Genomic DNA, 19,987 nt, shown 5'->3' with positions numbered 1-19,987 from the left:
GCCTTGCCAAGAGGGCGCCAGGGCGGTTCAAGCGCGCGATGCAACGCGTCATCGGCATCGACTTCGGCACCACGAACTCCGTGGTGACCGCCCTCTCCCCCGAGGGCGAGGTGCGCGTGCTGCGCCGCGCCACGGAGGAGGTGTTCCGCTCCATCCTCTGCTTCTGGCGCGACGGCGCCGGGCGGCTGCTGCACGCCGCCGGCCCGGCCGGCATCAGCGCCTATCTGGAGGACCCGCTGGAGGCGCGGCTCATCCTCTCCATGAAGAGCTACCTGGCGCAAAGGAGCTTCCAGGAAACCCGTATCCTCGGCCGCCCCTATGGGCTGGAAGCGCTGGTCGGCCTTTTCCTGCGCGAACTCCTCGCCCCCTTCGCCGCCGAGCTGGAGGGGGCCCGCATCATCGCAGGACGCCCGGTGCGCTTCGTGGGCGAGACGGCGGATGACGCGTTGGGCGAGGCGCGGCTGCGCGCCGGCTTCGCCGCCGCCGGGCTGCCGGCCGTGCAGGTGGAGCTGGAGCCCGCCGCCGCCGGCCATCGCTTCGCCACCACGCTCGACCACCCCGCAACCGTGCTCGTCGCGGATTTCGGCGGCGGCACGAGCGATTTTTCGCTGCTGCGCTTCGAGCCCGGGCGCGTGACACCCCTCGGCCATGCGGGCGTGGGCGTGGCGGGCGATGCCTTCGACTTCCGCATCATTGATCACGTCGTCTCGCCCTTGCTCGGCAAGGGCGGCAGCTACAACGTCATGGGCACCGACCTGCCCATCCCGCCCGGCTGGTACACCAGCTTCGCGCGCTGGCACCTGCTCTCGCTGATGCGCGCGCCGCGCATGCTGCGCGACATCGCCGATGTGGCCCGCAACGCGGCCGAGCCCGAGCGCCTGCACCAGCTCATCCAGCTCATCGAGGAGGAGGTCGGCTACGAGCTGTATCGCGCCATCTCCGGCGTGAAGGCCGCGCTGTCCGCCAAGCCGCACGCGCGCCTGCAATTCCGCCACGCGGATTTCACGGTCGACGAAGAGATCACGCGCCGCGATTTCGAATCCTGGATCGCGCCGGAACTGAAGCAGATCGGCGCCGCGGTTGAGGCGGCACTCGCCGACGCATCGCTGAGCGCGCCAGAGGTGGACCGCGTCTTCCTGACCGGCGGCACATCCCTGGTGCCCGCCGTGCGCCGCCTCTTCGAGAAGCGCTTCGGCAAGGAGCGTGTCATGGCCGGCGGCGAATTCGTCTCGGTGGCGGAGGGGCTGGCCCTGATGGGCCGGGCTTGACGCGCAACCCTTGGGAAAGCCGGGTTTCGCGGTATCGTAACCTCCTCTGAACGGGAGGAACCAAGAATGACCATCCGCATCCCGCGCCGCGCGGCGCTCCTGCTGCCGCTCGCCACCCCCGCGCTGGCCCAGGCCAACTGGCCCGACCGGCCGATCAACATGATCGTCCCCTTCCCGCCCGGCGGCACGCCCGATATCGGCGCGCGGCTCATGGCACCGAAGCTGAGCGAGTTCCTGGGTCAGCCCGTCACCGTCGAGAATCGCGGCGGCGCGGGCGCCACCATCGGCACGCGCGCCGTGGTGCAGGCGCGGCCCGATGGGCACACCGTGCTGATGGGCTCCATCTCCTTCCTCACCTCGCCGCTCACCATGCGGCCCATGCCCTATGACCCCGTGGCGGATCTGCGCGTCATCAGCCTCGTTTCCACGTCGCCCTATATCCTGGTCGTCCGCGCCGATGCGCCGCCGCGCGACATCGCGGGCTTCCACGCCTGGACGCGGGCCCAGGGCGGGCGGCTCAACTATGGCTCGGCCGGGATGGGCACACCGCTGCACCTGGGGGCCGAGCTCTACAAGATGATGATGGGCGTGGAGCTGACGCATGTGCCCTATCGCGGCAGCGGCCCGGCGCTGACAGCGCTGCTGGCGGGCGAGGTGAACATGGTCTTCGCCGATGTGCCGGGTGCCGCCGCACATATCCGCGCCGGCACGGTCCGCGCCCTGGCCGCGATGACCGAGACGCGCATCAGCCAATTCCCGGAGGTGCCGACCATGGCGGAAAGCGACCCACGCCTCAGGGGCTATGACGTCTACACCTGGGCCATGCTGGCCGCGCCCAAGGCGACGCCCGACGGCCCGGTCAACCGCATCCATGAGGCCGCAATCCGCGCCGCCCGCGCGGAGGATGTGTCCCGCCGCTTCGCGGAGCTCGGTTTCGACTATGTCGGCAGCACACCCGCCGCCGGTGACGCACGCCTGCTGCGCGAGCGGGACAAGTGGCGCGAGGTGATCGAGCGCGGGAACATCCGCGCGGAAGGGTGATCCGAAGGGGAGGCCGGGCTCAGATCGGGCCCGGCACCCGCGCCTCGGCCAGCGCCGCCGTCTGGCGCTGCGCCAGCTTTTCCTCGCTGTAGTCGGCGATGAGCTCGTTGAACATGCGGTGCCAGTTGCGCTGCGCCTTGAGGCGGAAGAAGACGCTGCCCAGGCCGATCGCCGCGCGATCCATCAGCGGGAATTCGCGCGGGATCTTCACGCCGCCGGTACGCTTCAGCCCCTCATGCACCGCCTGCGCGACCTTGCGGCCATGTGTCGGGTCTTCCGATTGCTGGATGAAGCGGACCTTGTCCTCCAGCAGCGGCTCGTAGAGGAAATCCGCCCAGGATTTCAGGACCAGCATCGTCTCGCGCGAGAGGTTGCGGAAGCCCCAGGATTCGAAGGCGAAATGCGCCTTCTCGTCATCGCCGTCCCGCACCGCCTCATAGAGGGTGATGACGCCGGTGATGAAGCTCGGCGGGAAGATCCGCACCACGCCGAAATCGAGCAGGCTGATCCCGCCCGTCTCGTCATGCAGGCCCGGCTGGCGCACCTGGTAATTGCCCAGATGCGGGTCGCCATGGATCACGCCGTAGCGATAGACCGGCTTGTACCAGGCCTGGAACAGCGCCTCGGCATAGAGGTTGCGCTCCTCCAGCGAGGGCTCCTCGTCCAGCCGCTTGAGGATGGAGCCGCCCTTCAGCCAGGTCATCGTCAGCAGGCGGCGCGTGGTGAGGTGGTCGATCGGCGTCGGCACATGCACGCGCGGCTCATCGGCCAGGATCAGGCCATAGAGGCGCTGATGCGCGGCCTCGCGCGTGTAGTCCAGCTCCTCCCGAAGCCGCTCGGCGATCTCGGCATAGGCGTCCTCGTTGTCGAGCGCGCTGTCCATCTTGCGATAGAGCTGCATGCCGAGCTTGAGCTGCTTGAGATCCGCCTCCACCACGGAGTTCATGTCCGGGTATTGCAGCTTGCAGGCGACTTCGGTGCCGTCCTTCAGCTTCGCGCGATGCACCTGGCCGAGCGAGGCGGCGGCCGCGGCCTCACGCCCGAATTCGGCGAAGTTGGATTGCCAATTGGCGCCCAGCTCCGTGCCCATGCGGCGGTTCACGAAGGCCCAGCCCATGGGGGGCGCGTTGGATTGCAGCGTGGCGAGTTCACGCGCGTATTCCTCGGGCAGCGCGTCGGGGATGGTGGCGAGGAACTGGGCCACCTTCATCATCGGCCCCTTCAGCCCGCCCAGGATCGCCTTGAGGTCCCCCGCATGGGCGTCCTTGTTGGTCTTGATGCCGAGGAATCGCTCGCCCGCCACCCGCGCCGCAATGCCGGTGACCGCGCCCGAGGTGCGCGCCATGCGCTTCACCTCGCCGAAGAAGGAGCTTTCGCGGTCGCTCAAGACGCGGCCTCCAATTCATCAATGAAGCCAGAGATGACGTCGAGCCCGCGCTTCCAGAAATCCGGCCGCGAGGCATCGAGGCCGAAGGGCGCCAGCAATTCCTTGTGCCGCAGCGTGCCGCCCGCGCGCAGCATGTCGAGGTACTTGCGCTCGAAATCCGGGACGCCGCCATCGCGATACACGCCATAGAGCGCGTTCACCAGGCAATCCCCGAAGGCATAGGCATAGACATAGAAGGGCGAGTGCACGAAATGCGGGATATAGGCCCAGTAGCAGCTGTAGTCCGGCGTGAAGTCGAAGATCGGCCCCAGGCTCTCGGTCTGCACCTGCATCCAGATCTCGCCGATGCGCTCGGCCGAGAGCTCGCCCTGGCGGCGCTCGTCATGCACCAGCGTCTCGAAGCGATAGAAGGCGATCTGCCGCACCACCGTGTTGAGCATGTCCTCCACCTTGCCGGCCAGCAGCAGGCGGCGCTTGGCGGGGTCCGCCTCGGCATCCAGCAGCGCGCGGAAGGTCAGCATCTCGCCGAAGACGCTGGCGGTCTCGGCCAGGGTCAGCGGCGTGCTGGACATGAGGTAGCCCTGTTCGGCCGCCAGGCGCTGATGCACGCCGTGGCCGAGTTCATGCGCCAGCGTCATCACGTCCCGCGCCTTGCCGTGGTAGTTCAGCAGCAGATAGGGGTGCGCGCTCGGCACCGTCGGGTGGGCGAAGGCGCCGCCCGACTTGCCGGGGCGGAGTGCCGCATCGATCCAGGGCTTGTCGAAGAAGGGCGCGGCCAGCTTCTCCATCTCGGGCGAGAAGCCGGCATAGGCCGCGCGCACCTGTTGCACGGCCTGCGGCCAGGGGATGGTGCTGTCCGCATCGCGCGGCAGCGGCGCGTTGCGGTCCCAGTGCATGAGCTTCTCCAGGCCCAGCCACTTCGCCTTCATCGTATAGTAGCGGTGCGACAGGCGCGGAAAACTCTCGCGCACCGCGGTCACCAGCGCGTCCACCACCTCGTCTTCCACCATGTTGGCGCGGTTGCGGGAGGAGCCGGGGCGCGGGTGGTTGCGCCACTTGTCCATCACCTCCTTGTCCTTCACCAACGTGTTGGTGATGAGGGAGAAGAGGCGGATGCGCGAACCGAAGGCCTCGGAGACGCCCTTCGCCGCCGCCGCGCGCACGTCACGATCCGCGTCGGAGAGCTTGTTCAGCGCGGCGCTGACCGAGAGTTCCTCGCCACTCACGGTGACGGTCATGTTCGCCATGGTCTCGTCGAAGAGGCGGTTCCAGGCGGCGCGGCCCGTCACCTCCTTCTCGTGCAGCAGGCGTTCCATCTCGTCCGAAAGCTGGTGCGGCAGCCAGACGCGCAGGTCGCGCAGCCAGGGGCGATAGCGGGCCAGTGCGGGGCTCGCCTTCAGCTTCTCCTCCAGCGTGGCTTCCGCGATGTGGTTGAGCTCCAGCGTGAAGAACACGAGATGCGAGGAGATGCCCGTCACCCGCTCCTGCATGGTCTGGTAGAAGCGGCCGTTCTCGGCATTCTGCGCATCGCCCGAGAAGAGCAGCTGGGCATAGCTCATCACCCGGCCCAGCACCTCCTCGATCGCCTCGTACTCGCGCAGCGCCGCGGCCAGGGCATCCCCCGACAGCTTGGCCAGCTTGCCGGAGAGCCGCTCCTGGAAGGCGCGGGCCTGCTCCTCGGCGCGGGCCAGGTCGGCCGTCAGCGCGGCATCGTCGGGCGCCTTGTAGAGGTCCGACAGGTCCCATGAGGGGAGGGCGGCGTCGCCACCGGCGGCGTCGAGGGGGGAGCGCAACATTTCAGGGGCGCGGCCTGGGATCATTCGCATCCTTCTCATATATGCGGGTGAGCGCCGCGTCCAAGCGGCCCCACGTCCAAGTTCCGGAACCATCGCATGCCGCACACCGTCGAACAGGCGACGAGCCTGCCCGGCCTGATCTTCACCCTCGCCGTCCAGGCGCCGGACTGGCCCATGCTGGGCTATTGGCGGGATGGCGCCTGGCGGAGCATGAGCCGCGGTGAATTCTGCCAGCAAGTCGCGAATCTCGCCGCCGGGCTGCGCGCCCAGGGCATCATGCCCGGGGACCGCGTGCTGCTGGTGAGCGAGAATCGCCCAGAATTCATGATCGCCGACAACGCCATCATGGCGATCGGCGCCGTTACCGTCCCCACCTACGTCACGAACACCACGGCGGACCACGCCCATGTGCTGCGCGACAGCGGGGCACGCACGGCCATCGTCTCCACCCGGGCCCTGGCCGAGCGCGTCCTGGCCGCCGCCCCGCTCGAGCTTCTGGTGGCCATGGAGGAGCCGCCCCCCGCCCCGGCCGAGACCCGCGCCATGAGCTGGGCCGAGATCACCGCGATCGAGGGCGACCTCGCCATGCTGATCGCGGAGGTGGAGCACATCCCGGCCGGGCGGCTGGCCTGCCTGATCTACACCTCGGGAACGGGCGGCAACCCCAAGGGCGTCATGCTGCCGCACCGCGCCATGCTGACCAACTGCGCCGGCGCCAAGGGGCTGATCGACCAGATCGGCGTGCGGAACGGGCGCTACCTCTCCTTCCTGCCGCTCTCGCACAGCTACGAGCACACGGTGGGCGGATTCCTCATGCCGGCCTGCGGCTACCAGGTGATCTTCTCGCGCGGCGCGGACAAGCTGCTGGCCGATTTCGCCGAGCACCGCCCGCATCTCGTCACCACCGTCCCGCGCCTCTTCGAGGTGATCCGCGAGCGCATCATGGGCGCGCTGGAGAAGGAGGGCGGGCTGCGCCTCAAGCTCTTCCAGCGCGCCATCGCGCTCGGGCTGCGCAAGCTGGACGGCCCTCCGCTCGGCCTGCTGGAGCGCGTGCAGGACGCGGTGCTGGACCGGCTGGTGCGCCAGAAGGTCCGCGCCCGCTTCGGCGGCGCGCTGGAGGCCCTGGTCTCGGGCGGCGCGCGGCTCGACCCGGAACTCTCCGGCTTCTTCCTGGCGCTCGGCGTCACCATCATCCAGGGCTATGGCCAGAGCGAGGCCGGCCCCGTCATCAGCGTGAACCTCCCCTGGGACAATGACCGCCTCAGCGTCGGGAAGCCGTTGCCTGGTGTGCAGGTGCGCCTCGCCGAGGATGGCGAATTGCTGGTCAAGGGCGGCCTGGTCATGGATGGCTACTGGAACAACCCCGAGGCCACCGCCCAGGCCCTGCGCATCCCCGCGGGCGAAAGGGAACCATGGCTGCACACGGGCGACGTGGCCGAGCTGCGCGATGGCCGGATCCACATCACCGACCGCAAGCGGGACTTCATCAAGCTGAAGGGCGGCGACATGGTCGCCCCCTCCAAGATCGAGGCCATGCTGGCGGGTGAGCCGGAAGTGGCCCAGGCGGTGGTTGGTGGCGAGGGCATGGCCGGCGTGGTGGCGCTGATCGTCCCCGCGGACGGCCAGGCGGAGCGCGTGGGCGAGGCGGTGAAGCGCGTGAATGCCCGCCTTTCCAACATCGAGCGCATCCGCCGCTTCCACCCCCTGCCCGAGCCCTTCACGGTGGAGAACGGGCTGCTGACACCCACCATGAAGATCAAGCGCCGCCCGGTGCTGGAGCGGTACCGCGCCGAGGTGGACGCGCTGGGCTAAGGCGCTGTCCCGATGTCGTCGGATTGAGGTCGCATAAGCCGCCGCTTGGACCCGGCTCGGACGACGCGACGTGTCCAAGTCTCTGCTCCAGGCAAATAAAAATATGTCTGGGATTATTTTTCATGCGCGTGTAACATCGCTCTGTTGAGTGCAGTGGAAACGCCCAAAAAATGAAAAATATGTCCCTGGTCATCGCTTGCGTGGTCGGCTTGAGCGCTTGTGCAGGAAGAGCCCCCGCACCTGTCGCGGTGGTTCAGCCCATCGACAACACGATGGATTGCCAAGCCATCCAGGCGGAAATTGCAGCAAATACCGCACGCATCTCTGACCTTGGCTCGGAGAGTGGCGCAAAAGTAGCCCAAAACGTCGCGGCTGGGGTGGCCGGCGCCTTCTTCATCCTGCCTCTGTTCCTGATGGATTTCCAAGGCGCAGCAGGGATCGACCAACGAGCCCTCGAATCGCGGAATCAATACCTCGGCACGCTGGCCGCAACGCGTTGCGCACCGCCGCCGCAGGTTCGGTCCTGATCGCTGCGAGCGCAGGCCATCCGTGTTCGGATCTTCTTGCGCGCACATAGTTGCCTTGCCGCACCGTGAATCCCGCCGCTAGCCTAACCAGGGCCAAGCGGCCGGGAGAGAGGCAGGGATGATGCATTTGCGAAGCTGGCTGCCCAGTGCCATGGCGGCCCTGCTGCTGTGGCCGCTCTTCGCTCTCGCCCAGGGCGAGACGCGGCTGCGCGTCCTCCTCCCACCCGAGGGCACCGCCGGGCTGGAAGCGGGCGCCGATGTGCAGGTTCTGGGGCTGAAGGCCGGCACCGTCCAGCGCATCGCCTTCGCGCCCGGACGCCGCCTCGTCGCGGAAATCGTCCTGACCGAGCCCGCCGCGCGCGACTTCATCCGGCGCGATTCCCCCATCACCATCCGCAGCCGCATGGGCGGCGTGGGCCCCGGCTTCCTCTTCATCGGCCGCGGCGATGGCGCGGCACTGGACTGGAGCGCCGCCACGCTGGAGGCCAGCGCCGAGCCCTCGCAGCTCCAAGTGCTGGAACAGTTGCGCGACCGTGCCCTGCCCGTGCTGGAGGATCTGGGCCGCGTCTCCCGCTTCGCCGTGCGCTTCGTGGATGGCGTCGAGCGCGGCGAGGGCTCGCTCGGCCGACTCATGGCCGATGACCAGTTCGCCCGCAATGCCGAGGCGGCGGCGCAGGAGCTCACAACCCTGCTGCGCGGCGGCGCCCAACTGGTGCAACGCTTCGATGGCCTGGCCGCCCAGGCTGAGCGGCTGATGGCGGAAAGCGGTCCCAACGCCACGCTGCCCGCCCTCATGCGTCGCCTGGACCAGGCGCTGGCCAATCTCCAGCAGGCGACGCGCGACGTCTCCCGCGCCACGCAGCGCCTGCCGCAGACGGTGCGCAACGTGGAAGAAAGCACGGGCAATGTCCCGGGGCTCCTGCTCCAGACGCAGCAGACCACGCGCGAGCTGGAGCTGCTGCTGACGCAGCTGCGCGGCATGTGGCTGCTGGGCGGCAGCGGTCCGCCCGCGCCCGAGCCCCGCCGACCGGCGGCCGAAAGGCTGCGCCCATGAAGCGCGCCCTTTGGCTTGCCCTGCCCCTGCTCGCCGCCTGCGGCAGCACACCGCCGCCCGCGCCCCCGCCACCCGATGAGACGCTGGGCCGCGCCGCCCGCGCCGGGCGCCTGGCGCTGGAACTCGACCGCCCGGCCGAGGCCGCGCGGCTCTATGCCACGGCGCTCAACCGCGCGCGGGAGCGCGACGATACCGCCGCGATTGGCGATGCCGGTATCGGCCTCGCCGCCGCCCAGCTCGTCCGCCCGAGCCCTGCCGCCGCGCTGACGACCTCGCGCGAGGTGCAGGCCGAGCTGCTGCGCCGCAACGCGGCCATCCCCGACGCGCTCCGCCTGGTGGAGGCGCTGGCCCTCTATCGCGGCGGCGACCTCGCCGGGGCGCAGCAGGTCGCGGCCGGGATCGGCACCGAGGACCCGGATGTGGCGCTGCGGGCCTGGTTCCTGCGCGGGTTGATCGCGGCGGCACGCACCGACCAGGCCGCGCTGGCCGAGGCCCGGGCCGCGCTCGGCACACCCGAACGCCGCGCCTTCCGCGCCGATGCCGAGGAACTCGCCGCCGCGGCAGCCCTGGCGCAAGGCGATCTGCCCGAGGCCCGCCGCCTTGCCACCGCCGCCGCCACGCTGCGGCGCGAAGGGCTCGACTACCGCGGCCTGGCCCGCGCCCTCGCGTTGGAAGCGGAGGCCGCGCGCCGCCAGGGCGAGATCCATACCGCCGCAGACCTGCTTCTGCGCGCCGGCCGCAGTGCTGCCTCCCGCAACGAATTCCCCGAGGCACGGCGCTGGCTGCAGCAGGCCGAGACGCTGGCGCGCGAGGCGCGCGCGCCCGAGATCGCGAACGCTGCGCGGCGCGCCCTGCGCGACATGGCGGAACGCGAGCGCGACGCGCGCGCTTAACGGAAGGGCTGCGTCAGCAAGGGCAGCACGCGCTGCTCAGTCGCCGCGCGATAGCCCCGCACACCCAGCACCAACTCGCCCGCCCAGCGCCCGCGCCAGGAGCCGAAGATCCGGTCCCAGACGGAGAGGCAGAAGCCGTAATGGCTGTTCGTCTCCTCCTCGCGCTCCGAGTGATGGATGCGATGCAGGCCGGGCGTGACGATCACCCAGCCCAGCACGGCCTCCAGCCGCGGCGGAATGCGGATCGCCGCATGCTCGAAGAGGCTCGCGGCATTCAGGATGATCTCGAAGGCCACCACGCCCTCGGGCGGCGCGCCAAGGGCGATGGCGGCCGCGATCTTCACCCACATGGAGAGCCAGATCTCGATGGGATGGAAGCGCAGCCCGGTGCTGGCATCCATCTCGGGGTCGGCGTGGTGCACGCGATGCAGCCGCCAGAGCACCGGCACCACATGGAAGATCCGGTGCTGCCAGTAGATCAGCAGGTCGAAGAGCACGACCGTGAGCGGGATGGCGAGCCAGCCCGGCGCCTCCAGCCAGTTGAACAGGCCGATGCCGTTGGTCTGCGCCCAGAGCGCCGCCCCCACCGCCGCCAGCGGCATCAGGAAGCGCACGGCGACGGCACCCAGCGCCACCAGCCCGAAATTGGGCACCCAGCGCCGCCACCCCAGCGGGCGCGGCACCTGCCAGGGGATCAGCCGCTCGGCGGCCAGCAGCAGGGCCAGCACGCCGAGGAAGGCCGCGAGGCGGATCGTGGCTTCGCTCATGCCCCGGATATGGGGCGTCAGGCGGCCTCCGCCAGTCGCGCCCAGTTCGGGTTCACCAGCGGCGAGGCGCCGCCCAGCTTGCGCCGCGCCTCCAGGTATTCCCGGTGCAGCCGCGCCACCAGATCCGCCGCCGGCACCACCTCATGAATGCCCGAGACGCTCTGCCCCGCGCCCCAGATGTCCTTCCACTTCTTGTTGCGCCCCTGCGCGAAGCTCATCGCCGACTTGTCGGAGGTCTCGAGGTTGTCCGGGTCGAGCCCCGCATTGCGCACGGAGGGCTTCAGATAATTGCCATGCACGCCGGTGATGAGGTTGGTGTAGACGATGTCGTCGGCGCCGGATTCCACCAGCATGCGCTTGTAGTCGTCCACCGCGCGCGCCTCCTCCGTCGCGATGAAGGCGGAGCCCATATAGGCGAAATCCGCGCCCATCGCCTCGGCCGCCAGGATGCTGCGGCCATGTGCGATGCTGCCCGAGAGCGCGATGGGCCCGTCGAACCAGGCGCGCGTCTCCTGCATCAGCGCGAAGGGGCTCTGCGCGCCGGCATGCCCGCCCGCGCCGGCGGCCACCAGCACGAGTCCATCCGCGCCCTTCTCGATCGCCTTGTGGGCGAAGGTCTGGTTGATCACGTCATGGATCACATGGCCGCCATAGGAATGGATGGCCTCATTCACCTCCGGCCGCGCGCCGAGCGAGGTGATGATGAGCGGCACCTTGTGCTTGACGACGAGCTTGAGATCCTCCTCCAGCCGGTCGTTCGAGCGGTGCACGATGAGGTTCATCGCAAATGGCGCCGAAGGCCGGTCGGGGTTCGCGCGGTCATGTTCGGCGAGCCGCCCGGTGATCTCGAACAGCCAGTCATCCAGCTGCTCTAGCGGCCGCGCGTTCAGCGTGGGCATGGAGCCGATGACGCCCGAGGTGCATTGCGCGACGACGAGGTCCGGCACGGAGATGATGAAAAGCGGCGAGCCGATGAGCGGCAGGCGCAGCCGGCCCTGAAGCTTCTGGCGCAGATCCATGAGGGGACGTTCCTTTCCTGTCCCGCGACGCTAGAGCAGGAAACGCCGGCATGGAATTCCACCCCTTCACAGCCCGGGATTTCGCGCCAATTGTAACGAGATCAGTGGGGGATTTCGCACCGCATGGCACCGTCCAAGCCTGTCCTGATCGCCGGCGCCGGCCCGGTCGGCCTCGTCGCCGCGGCCTCGCTGGTCCGTGCCGGAATCCCGGTGCAGGTGCTGGAGGCCGGCCCCGGCATCTCGGAGGAGATGCGCGCCTCCACCTTCCACGCCCCCACGCTCGACATGCTGGATGAGCTGGGCGCCGCGAAGGACATGATCCGCCAGGGCATCATCGGCCCGCGCGTGCAGTACCGGCGGCGCGACCACAGCCTGATCGCGGAATTCGATTTCGGCCTGCTGGCCGACGTCACGCGCCACCCCTACCGGCTGCAATGCGAGCAGTTCAAGCTGACGCGCATCCTGCACGGGCTGCTGGAGGGCAACCCGCTCTACCAGGTGCGCTTCAACAGCGCGGTGGCCGAGGTGCATGATGAGGGCAGCCATGTCACGGCGACGCTCGAGGATGGCACGTGCCTCACCGGCAGCTGGATCATCGGCGCCGATGGCGCGCGCAGCGCGGTGCGCAAATCTGCCGGCATCGCCTTCAACGGCTTCACCTGGCCCGAGCGCTTCCTCGTCCTCTCCACCGAATTCGACTTCGCGAGCGCCATCCCCGGCCTGGCGGACGTTTCCTACTATGCGGACCCCGAGGAGTGGTTCTTCCTGCTGCGCGTCCCCAGCGTCTGGCGCGCCATGTTCCCGGTGAAGCCCGAGGTCTCGGATGAGGAGGTGATGACGCCCGCATTCGCCCGCGCCCGCTTCGCCCGGGTGCTCGAAGGCGGTGGCGACTACCCGATCAGGCACACCACGCTCTACCGCGTGCACCAGCGCGTGGCCGAGACCTTCCGCAAGGGGCGCGTCCTGCTGGCGGGTGATGCCGCGCACATCAACAACCCGCTGGGCGGCATGGGCCTGAATGGCGGCGTGCATGACGCGGTGAACCTCGTGGAGAAGCTCGTCCAGGTCATGCGCGGCGAGGCCGAGGAGAGCTTGCTCGACCGCTATGACCGGCAGCGGCGCGGCATCACGGAGGAGGTGGTCCAGCGCACCACCATCCAGAACAAGAAGAACCTGGAGGCCGCCACACCCGAGGACCAGGCGGATTTCCAGAACCGGATGGCGGAGGCCGCGAGCGACCCGGCCAAGGCGCATGCCCATCTGCTGGGGATGTCCATGATCAACAGCCTGCGCCGCGCGGCCGAGATCGCCTGAGGTTCAGCCGATGCGGCCGCGGATGCGGTGGACGGCGTTGTTGCAATAGCCGCGCGGGTTCCAGGGGGGCTCCATCGGCTGCGTGTTGCCCGCCGCATCCGTGGCCCGCGCGATCAGCTCCACCTCCCCCGGCGGCAGGGCGAGCCGCGCCTCGAAGCCGCGCCAGGCCCAGCGGCCCTCGCCCGGCTCCAGCGGCGCCTCCTGCCAGGTGGCGCCACCATCGGCCGAGAGTGCCACGCGCGTGACGGGAATGGCGCCGCTCCAGGCGAAGCCGCTGATCGTCAGCGGGCCCGTGGCGGAAAAGCCCTCGGCTGGCGCGGTGATCAGGCTCTTCACCGGCATGTCGGTGATGACGTCGAAAATCGCCGGATCGGGCGCTTCCCCCGGCGCCACGGGCCGGCGCGGCAGGCGGTAGTCGAGGCCGGTCATCTTGGCGCCGTCATGCTCGCAATCCCGCACCACGATGCGGCTCAGCCATTTCTGCCAGGCCGAACCCGGATAGCCGGGTGCGACCACACGCAGCGGGAAGCCATGCAGCGGGTCGAGCGGCGCGCCATTCATGGCGAAGGCCAGCAGCGTCTCCTGCGCCATCGCCTTGGCGAGCGGAAGTCCACGCGAGAGCGCCAGCCGGCCCGGCGCGCCGATCACATGGTCCGGGCTTTCATGCGCGACATAGACGGCATCCTCGACGACGCCGGCCGCCGCGAGCACATCGGCGAGCCGCACGCCCGTCCAGCGCGCGCATCCCACCGCGCCGGGGCCCCAGGCCAGGCCCGGCACGGGCGGGGCGAAGCCGCTCCGCCCATTGCCCGCGCATTCCAGCACGGCGGTGAGCTCGACCACGGGGAAGCGGGCACGGAGTTCCTCCAGCCGCAGCACCAACGGGCGATGCACGCGGCCCGTGACCTCCAGCCGCCAGTCCTCGGGCGCGACCTCCGGCAGGGTGCCGTTGTTGCGGACGAAGAAGAGCGCGGTAGGGGTGATGGGGTGGCCCAGCGCATGGGGCGGCGATTCCTGGTTCAGCGCCGGGTCAGCGAGGCTGATCAGGCCGGGCTTCGGGGTTCCGAGGGACGCCTGTCGCGCCATGATCGCCTCCTTGATCGGTTCAGGATGGGCCTCGCCGCTTTGGCTTGCCGCGCCGGCCGCTGCGTTTCAAGGGAATTCGGGACCTACCCCCACATCCGCCTCAGCACCGGAATGCCCTGCCGGTGATGCCACAGCGCCATCGCCGCATGCGCCGCGGCGAGCGCGATCAGGCTCCAGGCGGCGATCTGGTGGGTGGGCCGCAGCCAGGCATAGAGCACCGGGTCGGGGTCCAGCAGGTGCGGGACCGGAATGACAAGGAAGAGCGTGGTGGGCACCGGCCCGGCCGCGGCCTGGGCCGTCAGGTAGCCGAGCAGCGGCACCACCAGCAGCAGCGCATAGAGCACGGCCTGCCCCCAACGCGCCGCGCGCTGCCGGGCGGGCGTGAGCCCGTCCAGCGCCGGCGCCGGGCGGGCCAGCCGGAAGCCGAGCCGCGTGAGGGTGAGGATCAGCACCAGCAGGCCGAAGGTCTTGTGCAGCTGATAAGCCAGGAATTTCGCCAGCAGCTGCGACATGGGCAACGCCACCATGAGGAGCGACAGCGCCAGCGTCAGCACCACCAGCACCGCCCCCCAGGCATGCAGGCGCCGCTGCGGGCGGGACCAGCCTTCGGCGCTCACACCGCGATCCGCACATCCACGCTGAGCCGGATCACGTCCGAGATCAGCGTGCGGTCCGCCACCATGCCGAATTCGCCCCGGCGCATCTCGCCCTCCGCCTGGAAGCGCGCGACGCCGGCCTGGCGCTCGACCAGCCGGGCGGTCATGCGAAAGGGGCGGGTGACGCCGCGCACGGCCAGCTCCCCGGCGATGGGGAAGCCGGCCGCCTCGGTCAGGCCATTGGCCTCGCCGGCGAAGCGCGCCGTGGGGTGGCGGGTGACGTCGAAATAGGCCTCGGAGCGCAGCAGGTCGGTGGCGCCGGGAAAGGGGATGCTGACCTCGGCCGTCTCGACCACACATTCCACCGAGGCGTTCTGCGGGTTGTTCGGGTCGATCAGCAGCGTCGCCTGGAAGCGGTCGAACTGGCCCTGCGAGGTGAAGAGGCCGAGATGCCGGGCGGAAAAGCCGATGCGGCCGACGCTCTGGTCGAAGACGTAGCGCGTGCGCGCGTCGCCGCGCGCGGGCAGCGCTGGCAGGGCGGCCAAGGCCAGGAGGGCGCGGCGGTCGAGCACGCCATTCATGTGGGGCGATGGCCCGGAACGAAAAGGGCCGCCCCGAGGGGCGGCCCAGCTTCAGCTCAGCGACGCAGGCCGAGCTTGGCGATCAGCGCGTCATAACGCGCCTTGTCCTTGCGCTTCAGGTAGTCCAGCAGGCCACGGCGCTGGCCGACCATCACCAGCAGGCCGCGGCGCGAGTGGAAATCCTTCGCGTGGGTCTTCAGGTGCTCGGTCAGGTTGGAGATGCGCTCGGAGAGGATGGCCACCTGCACTTCGGGGCTGCCCGTGTCACCGGGCTTGGTCGCATGTTCCTGGATGAGCGCGGCGCGGCGCTCGGCGGTGATCGACATCGGCGAATTCCTTCAAGGTTGGAGAGAGAAACCGGCTCTGGGCGTCCGGCCCCGGGCTCAGCCGGGCGCCATCAGCCGTTCGGGCCGCATCATCCCCTCTTCGAGACGACACAGGCCCACGAACCGCTCCGCCGCCATCGCGCGCACCAGGCCCCCATCGGGGCTGGCCTCGGACGGAACCCGGCCCATCAAATCAACGAGGCTGAGGGCCTGGCCGAAATTGAGGCGGGCGGCCTCCGCCTCCGAGACGGCCAGTGCCGGGATGTCGGCCAGCGCGGTCGTCAGGGGGAGCAGAAGGTCCAGCGAAGGAGGCGGGGTATCGCCCGTCACGACGATCTTGTCCAGGGCCACGGCATGCGCCTCGGTGAAAGGGCCCACGCGCAAACGCCGCAGCGCGGCGATATGGCCGACGGTGCCGACGGCGCGCGCGAGGTCCCGCGCCAGCGAGCGCATGTAGACGCCCTTGCCCGACTGCACCTCGAAGATGGCGGTGTCGGCATCCGGGCGGGCGATCAGCTCGAAGCGATCGACGCGCGCGGGGCGTGCTTCCAGCTGCACCGCCTGGCCGTCCCGCGCCAGGTCATAGGCGCGCTCGCCATTCACCTTGATGGCGGAATAGACAGGCGGGATCTGCATGATGTCGCCGATGAAGGCCGGCAACGCGGCGCGGATCGCCTCGTCGGTGGGGCGGGCGTCGCTCGTTTCGATCACCGCGCCGTCGGAATCATCGCTGTCCCGCGCTTCGCCAAAGGCCAGCGTGAAGTGATAGACCTTGGTGCCGTCCATCACATAGGGGACGGTCTTGGTGGCATGGCCGAAGGCGATGGGCAGCAGGCCGGTCGCCAGCGGATCGAGCGTGCCGCCATGGCCAGCCTTCTGCGCGTCATAGGCGCGCTTCACCTTGTTCACGACATCGGTGCTGCCGAGGCCCGTGGGCTTGTCGATGATGAGCCAGCCATCAATGGGGCGGCCCTTGGGTTTTCTGTGGTGACGGGGCATCAGGTCCTGCGGTCGGGAAAACGAGGGCGCGTTCTACGCGGTCTGGCGGCGCGGGGTAGCGCGCCGGGCGCAAGGCTGATGCGCCTCAGTCCTGCGTGTCGTCCTTGGCCAGATCGCGCGCCACCTGGGGCTGGCGCATGAGCTGGTCGATCTTCATGGCGTAGTCCAGCGCGCTGTCCGGCTGGAAATGAAGCTCCGGCGCGAATTTCAGCCGCACGCCCTTCGCCACCTGGCCGCGCAGGAAGGCATGGGCGCGCTTGAGCGCCAGGAACTGCTCAGGGGGCACGTCCTTGCCGAGGCCGCTGATGAAGGCCGTCATGTGGCGAAGGTCGGGGCTGGCGCGCACCTCGGTCACGGTGATGCGGGCATTGGCCAGCTCGGGGTCGCGGAAATCGCCGCGTTCGAAGATGGCGGCGAGCGCATGCCGCACCTCCTCCGCCACGCGGAGCTGGCGCTGGCTGGGCGCGCCGGGGGGGGTGTCAGTGTGGCGCTTGGCCATGGGAACCTCGGAAGAAGGGGGGTTGGAACCCCGGAAGAAGAGGCGGCCCCACAGGAAGAGGCACCGCTACGGAGAATCCGCGCGCAACGCGCGCGGCGCCGCCCAACCGACGTCGCCGCCGGGCGCACCCGCCGCGCGGCGAAGCCAAGGCGGCGGAGCCGCCGCCCGGCGTCTGAGGGCAAGAAAAAATCAGGAAACCGTTCCCGCCGCTACGCGGCGGCTACGGTTTCCGTCTCGAAGCACTCGATCTGGTCGCCGACGCGGATGTCGTCGTAGTTCTTGAAGCCCATGCCGCATTCGTAGCCGTTGGTGACTTCCTTCACGTCGTCCTTGAAGCGGCGCAGCGTGCTGAGTTCGCCCTCGTGGATGACGATGCCGTCGCGCAGCAGGCGCACGCCGCAGCCGCGCTTCACCACGCCCTCGGTCACGCGGCAGCCGGCCACATTGCCCAGCCGCTTGACCTCGAAGACCTGCAAGATCTGCGCGTAGCCGATGAAGCTCTCGCGCTGGACGGGGGCGAGGCGCGACTTGAAGATCGCCTCGATGTCGTCCGACACCTGGTAGATGATCGAGTAGTAGCGGATATCCACGCCATCCCGCTGCGCCATCTCGCGCGCCTGGGTCGTGGCGCGGACGTTGAAGGCGACGACCACGGCGTTGGACGCCTTGGCCAACTGGATGTCGCTCTCCGTGATCTGGCCGACGGCCGAGTGCAGCACGCGCACGCGCACCTCCTCGTTGCCGAGCTTGCCGAGGGTGACATTGATCGCCTCGGCCGAGCCCTGCACATCCGCCTTCACGACGACGGCCACTTCCTTCTGCTCGCCCGCCTGGATGCGCGCCAGCATGTCGTTCAGCGTGCCACGGCCGGCGCCCAGGGCGGCGGCGGCCTTTTCGCGGGCACGGCGCTGGCGGAACTCGCTCACTTCGCGCGCCTGGCTTTCGTTCTCGACGGCCACGAAGTTCTCGCCCGCCGACGGCACGCCCGAAAGGCCCAGCACCTCGACCGGCACGGAGGGCCCGGCCGCCTTCAGCGGCTTGCCCAGGCTGTCCACCAGGGCGCGCACACGGCCCCATTCGGCGCCGGCGACGACGATGTCGCCCTGCTTCAGCGTGCCCTTCTGGACCAGCACCGTCGCCACGGGGCCACGGCCGCGGTCGAGCTTGCTCTCGATCACGGTGCCCTCGCCCGGGCGGTCCGGGTTGGCGCGCAGATCGAGAATCTCGGCCTGCAGCAGGATGGCTTCCAGCAGCTTGTCGAGGTTAGTGCCCTTGGTGGCCGAGACCTGGATCTCCTGCGTCTCGCCGCCCAGGCTTTCCACCACGATCTCGTGCTGCAGCAGCTCATTGCGCACGCGGTCGAGGTTGATGCCCGGCTTGTCGATCTTGTTCACGGCCACGATGATCGGCACATCCGCCGCGCGGGCATGCTTGATGGCCTCGATCGTCTGCGGCATCACGCCGTCATCCGCCGCGACGACCAGCACCACCATGTCGGTGACGCCGGCGCCGCGCGCGCGCATCGCCGTGAAGGCCTCATGGCCCGGCGTATCGATGAAGGTGACGATACCGCTCGGCGTGGCCACCTGGTAGGCGCCGATATGCTGGGTGATGCCACCCGCCTCGCGCGCCGCCACGTCGGTCTTGCGCAGCGCATCGAGCAGCGACGTCTTGCCGTGGTCCACATGGCCCATGATGGTGACGACGGGCGGGCGCGGGAGCAGCGCGTCATCCTCGTCCACCGTGCCTTCCAACGCCAGCTCCACGTCATCCTCGGCGACGCGCTTCACGCGGTGGCCGAATTCCTGCGCGACCAGCTCGGCCGTGTCGGCGTCGATGCTCTGGGTCAGCGTCGCCATCACGCCCATGCGGAACAGGGCCTTCACCACCTCTCCGCCGCGGGCGGCCATGCGGTTGGCCAGTTCCTGCACCGTGATCGTCTCGGGGATCACGACGTCGCGCACCACGCGCTCCTGGCCGGCGCGCAGGCGCTGCAGCTCGGCCTGGCGGCGCTCGCGCTCGCGGGCGCGGCGGACCGAGGCCATCGAGCGGCTGCGCTCATCCTCGCCATCCATGGCGGCGGCGACGTCAATGCGGCCTTCGCGGCGGCCGGCGGCGAGCGGGGCCTTCTTCACCGGCGCGGGGGCCGGGCGCTTCACGCCGCCGGGGGCGGCGCCACCGGGGCGGCGGGCGGGGCCGCGGCGGTCATCATCCTCATCTGCGCGGGCGCGCGGGTTGAGCGACAGCTTGGCCGAGGGGCCGGAGGGCGGCGTGGTCGGCCGCAGCGCCGGGCCCTGCGTGGCGCGGGCGGCGAGCGGAGTGACGCGTGGCGCGGCCGGGCGCGGCGGTTCCGGCGGCGCCTCCTGGCGGGCGGCGGGGGCCGGAGCAGCCGGGGCGGCCGGCGCCGGGGCGGGCGCACGGGCGGCGGCCTCGGCGGCGCGGGCGGCCTCGCGCTCGGCGGCCTCGGCGGCCTCCCGCTGGCGGGCCTCTTCCTCGGCGCGGCGCGCGGCTTCCTCGGCCGCGCTGCGGACCATCAGGGCCTGCTGCTCGCGCTGCTCACGCTCACGCGCGGCCTCAATGCGGCGCTGCTCTTCCAGCACGCGCTGGCGGATGGCCAGTTCGGCGGCGGTCAGCGGGCGGCCAGAGGGGCCGGTGGCCGGGCGCGGCGCGGCGGGCCGGGCATTGCCGGAGCCGGAGGGCGCGCTCGGCGCGGGGCTCGCGGCCGGGGGGGCAGCGGCCGGCGGGGGCGCGGCATTGCCGGGTGCCTGGGGTGCGCGTGGCGCGCCAGGGCGCACCGGCGCGGTCGGCGCGCGCAGCGTCGTGCCCGAGCCGCCAGGGCCCGGGGTGCGCTTCTTCACGACCTCGACCTGGACGACCTTGCTGCGGCCATGGCTGAAGCTCTGGCGGACGCTCCCCGCATCCACCGTCTTGCCCATCTCGAGCCGGCCTGCCGGGCGGAGGCTCAGTCGGCTCTTGGCCGCATCCTGTTCGTTCTGGTCGCTCATTCGTCGTTCCGAACTCA

18 protein-coding genes are annotated in these 19,987 nt (G+C 70.1%); 7 read left to right on the top strand and 11 right to left on the bottom strand.

Going from position 1 to position 19,987, the window contains the following annotated elements; genetic code table 11:
- Nucleotides 1–38 precede the first annotated feature (38 nt).
- Nucleotides 39–1,268: an Hsp70 family protein gene (locus ACQ860_RS16025; RefSeq protein ID WP_431304335.1), complete on the top strand. Its 1,230-nt coding sequence runs from the start codon at nt 39–41 to the stop codon at nt 1,266–1,268.
- 66 nt (nt 1,269–1,334) lie between these two features.
- Nucleotides 1,335–2,309 carry a Bug family tripartite tricarboxylate transporter substrate binding protein gene (locus ACQ860_RS16020; RefSeq protein ID WP_431304334.1) on the top strand — a complete coding sequence of 325 codons (975 nt, stop codon included), beginning with the start codon at nt 1,335–1,337 and terminating at the stop codon, nt 2,307–2,309.
- A gap of 19 nt (nt 2,310–2,328) precedes the next feature.
- Here ACQ860_RS16020 and ACQ860_RS16015 read toward each other — a convergent pair whose 3' ends face one another.
- Nucleotides 2,329–3,654: an ABC1 kinase family protein gene (locus ACQ860_RS16015; protein WP_431305771.1), complete on the bottom strand. Its 1,326-nt coding sequence runs from the start codon at nt 3,652–3,654 to the stop codon at nt 2,329–2,331.
- A gap of 38 nt (nt 3,655–3,692) precedes the next feature.
- Complete coding sequence (locus ACQ860_RS16010) at nt 3,693–5,492, bottom strand: M3 family oligoendopeptidase (RefSeq protein ID WP_431304333.1); 1,800 nt, start codon at nt 5,490–5,492, stop codon at nt 3,693–3,695.
- A 96-nt stretch (nt 5,493–5,588) separates the two neighbouring features.
- Here ACQ860_RS16010 and ACQ860_RS16005 point away from each other — a divergent pair, with 96 nt between their 5' ends.
- The 4 genes from ACQ860_RS16005 (at nt 5,589) to ACQ860_RS15990 (ending at nt 9,778) form a co-directional block, all read left to right on the top strand.
- Complete coding sequence (locus tag ACQ860_RS16005) at nt 5,589–7,304, top strand: AMP-dependent synthetase/ligase (protein ID WP_431304332.1); 1,716 nt, start codon at nt 5,589–5,591, stop codon at nt 7,302–7,304.
- Between the two features lie 179 nt (nt 7,305–7,483).
- Nucleotides 7,484–7,831: a hypothetical protein gene (locus ACQ860_RS16000; RefSeq protein ID WP_431304331.1), complete on the top strand. Its 348-nt coding sequence runs from the start codon at nt 7,484–7,486 to the stop codon at nt 7,829–7,831.
- Between the two features lie 118 nt (nt 7,832–7,949).
- Entirely contained in the window at nt 7,950–8,885 is a 936-nt protein-coding gene (locus ACQ860_RS15995; protein ID WP_431304330.1) for an MlaD family protein, read from the top strand.
- Nucleotides 8,882–9,778 (top strand): hypothetical protein, encoded by an 897-nt coding sequence (locus tag ACQ860_RS15990; RefSeq protein WP_431304329.1) that lies wholly within the window; start codon nt 8,882–8,884, stop codon nt 9,776–9,778. Before ACQ860_RS15995 ends, ACQ860_RS15990 begins: the two co-directional genes overlap by 4 nt.
- Here the strand turns inward: ACQ860_RS15990 and ACQ860_RS15985 are convergent.
- Both ACQ860_RS15985 and ACQ860_RS15980 read right to left on the bottom strand, forming a co-directional pair.
- The gene (locus tag ACQ860_RS15985) at nt 9,775–10,545 is read right to left on the bottom strand and encodes a sterol desaturase family protein (RefSeq protein ID WP_431304328.1); all 771 of its coding nucleotides are present in this window, start codon (nt 10,543–10,545) and stop codon (nt 9,775–9,777) included. The genes ACQ860_RS15990 and ACQ860_RS15985 overlap by 4 nt on opposite strands.
- 17 nt (nt 10,546–10,562) lie before the next feature.
- Entirely contained in the window at nt 10,563–11,564 is a 1,002-nt protein-coding gene (locus ACQ860_RS15980; RefSeq protein WP_431304327.1) for an NAD(P)H-dependent flavin oxidoreductase, read from the bottom strand.
- Nucleotides 11,565–11,687: 123 nt separating this feature from the next.
- Between ACQ860_RS15980 and ACQ860_RS15975 the strand changes: the two genes are divergently transcribed.
- Entirely contained in the window at nt 11,688–12,878 is a 1,191-nt protein-coding gene (locus ACQ860_RS15975) for an FAD-dependent oxidoreductase (RefSeq protein WP_431304326.1), read from the top strand.
- Between the two features lie 3 nt (nt 12,879–12,881).
- Here the strand turns inward: ACQ860_RS15975 and ACQ860_RS15970 are convergent, their stop codons facing one another.
- The 7 genes from ACQ860_RS15970 to infB form a co-directional block, all read right to left on the bottom strand.
- Nucleotides 12,882–13,964, bottom strand: a complete 1,083-nt coding sequence (locus ACQ860_RS15970; RefSeq protein WP_431304325.1) for a sulfite oxidase — start codon at nt 13,962–13,964, stop codon at nt 12,882–12,884.
- An 83-nt stretch (nt 13,965–14,047) separates the two neighbouring features.
- Nucleotides 14,048–14,581 (bottom strand): cytochrome b, encoded by a 534-nt coding sequence (locus ACQ860_RS15965; protein WP_431304324.1) that lies wholly within the window; start codon nt 14,579–14,581, stop codon nt 14,048–14,050.
- On the bottom strand, nt 14,578–15,132 hold the full coding sequence (locus tag ACQ860_RS15960) for a YceI family protein (RefSeq protein WP_431304323.1): 555 nt from the start codon (nt 15,130–15,132) through the stop codon (nt 14,578–14,580). Before ACQ860_RS15960 ends, ACQ860_RS15965 begins: the two co-directional genes overlap by 4 nt.
- A gap of 65 nt (nt 15,133–15,197) precedes the next feature.
- Complete coding sequence (rpsO, locus tag ACQ860_RS15955) at nt 15,198–15,467, bottom strand: 30S ribosomal protein S15 (protein WP_213612931.1); 270 nt, start codon at nt 15,465–15,467, stop codon at nt 15,198–15,200.
- Between the two features lie 57 nt (nt 15,468–15,524).
- Nucleotides 15,525–16,466 carry a tRNA pseudouridine(55) synthase TruB gene (gene truB, locus ACQ860_RS15950; protein ID WP_431304322.1) on the bottom strand — a complete coding sequence of 314 codons (942 nt, stop codon included), beginning with the start codon at nt 16,464–16,466 and terminating at the stop codon, nt 15,525–15,527.
- 85 nt (nt 16,467–16,551) lie between these two features.
- Nucleotides 16,552–16,965: a 30S ribosome-binding factor RbfA gene (rbfA, locus tag ACQ860_RS15945; RefSeq protein ID WP_431304321.1), complete on the bottom strand. Its 414-nt coding sequence runs from the start codon at nt 16,963–16,965 to the stop codon at nt 16,552–16,554.
- A gap of 209 nt (nt 16,966–17,174) precedes the next feature.
- The gene (infB, locus tag ACQ860_RS15940; RefSeq protein ID WP_431304320.1) at nt 17,175–19,970 is read right to left on the bottom strand and encodes a translation initiation factor IF-2; all 2,796 of its coding nucleotides are present in this window, start codon (nt 19,968–19,970) and stop codon (nt 17,175–17,177) included.
- Between the last annotated feature and the right edge of the window lie 17 nt (nt 19,971–19,987).

The organism is Sediminicoccus sp. BL-A-41-H5 (assembly GCF_050632405.1).
In the GTDB taxonomy this organism is placed as follows: domain Bacteria; phylum Pseudomonadota; class Alphaproteobacteria; order Acetobacterales; family Acetobacteraceae; genus Roseococcus.
This window is presented reverse-complemented; position numbering and strand designations above follow the sequence as displayed.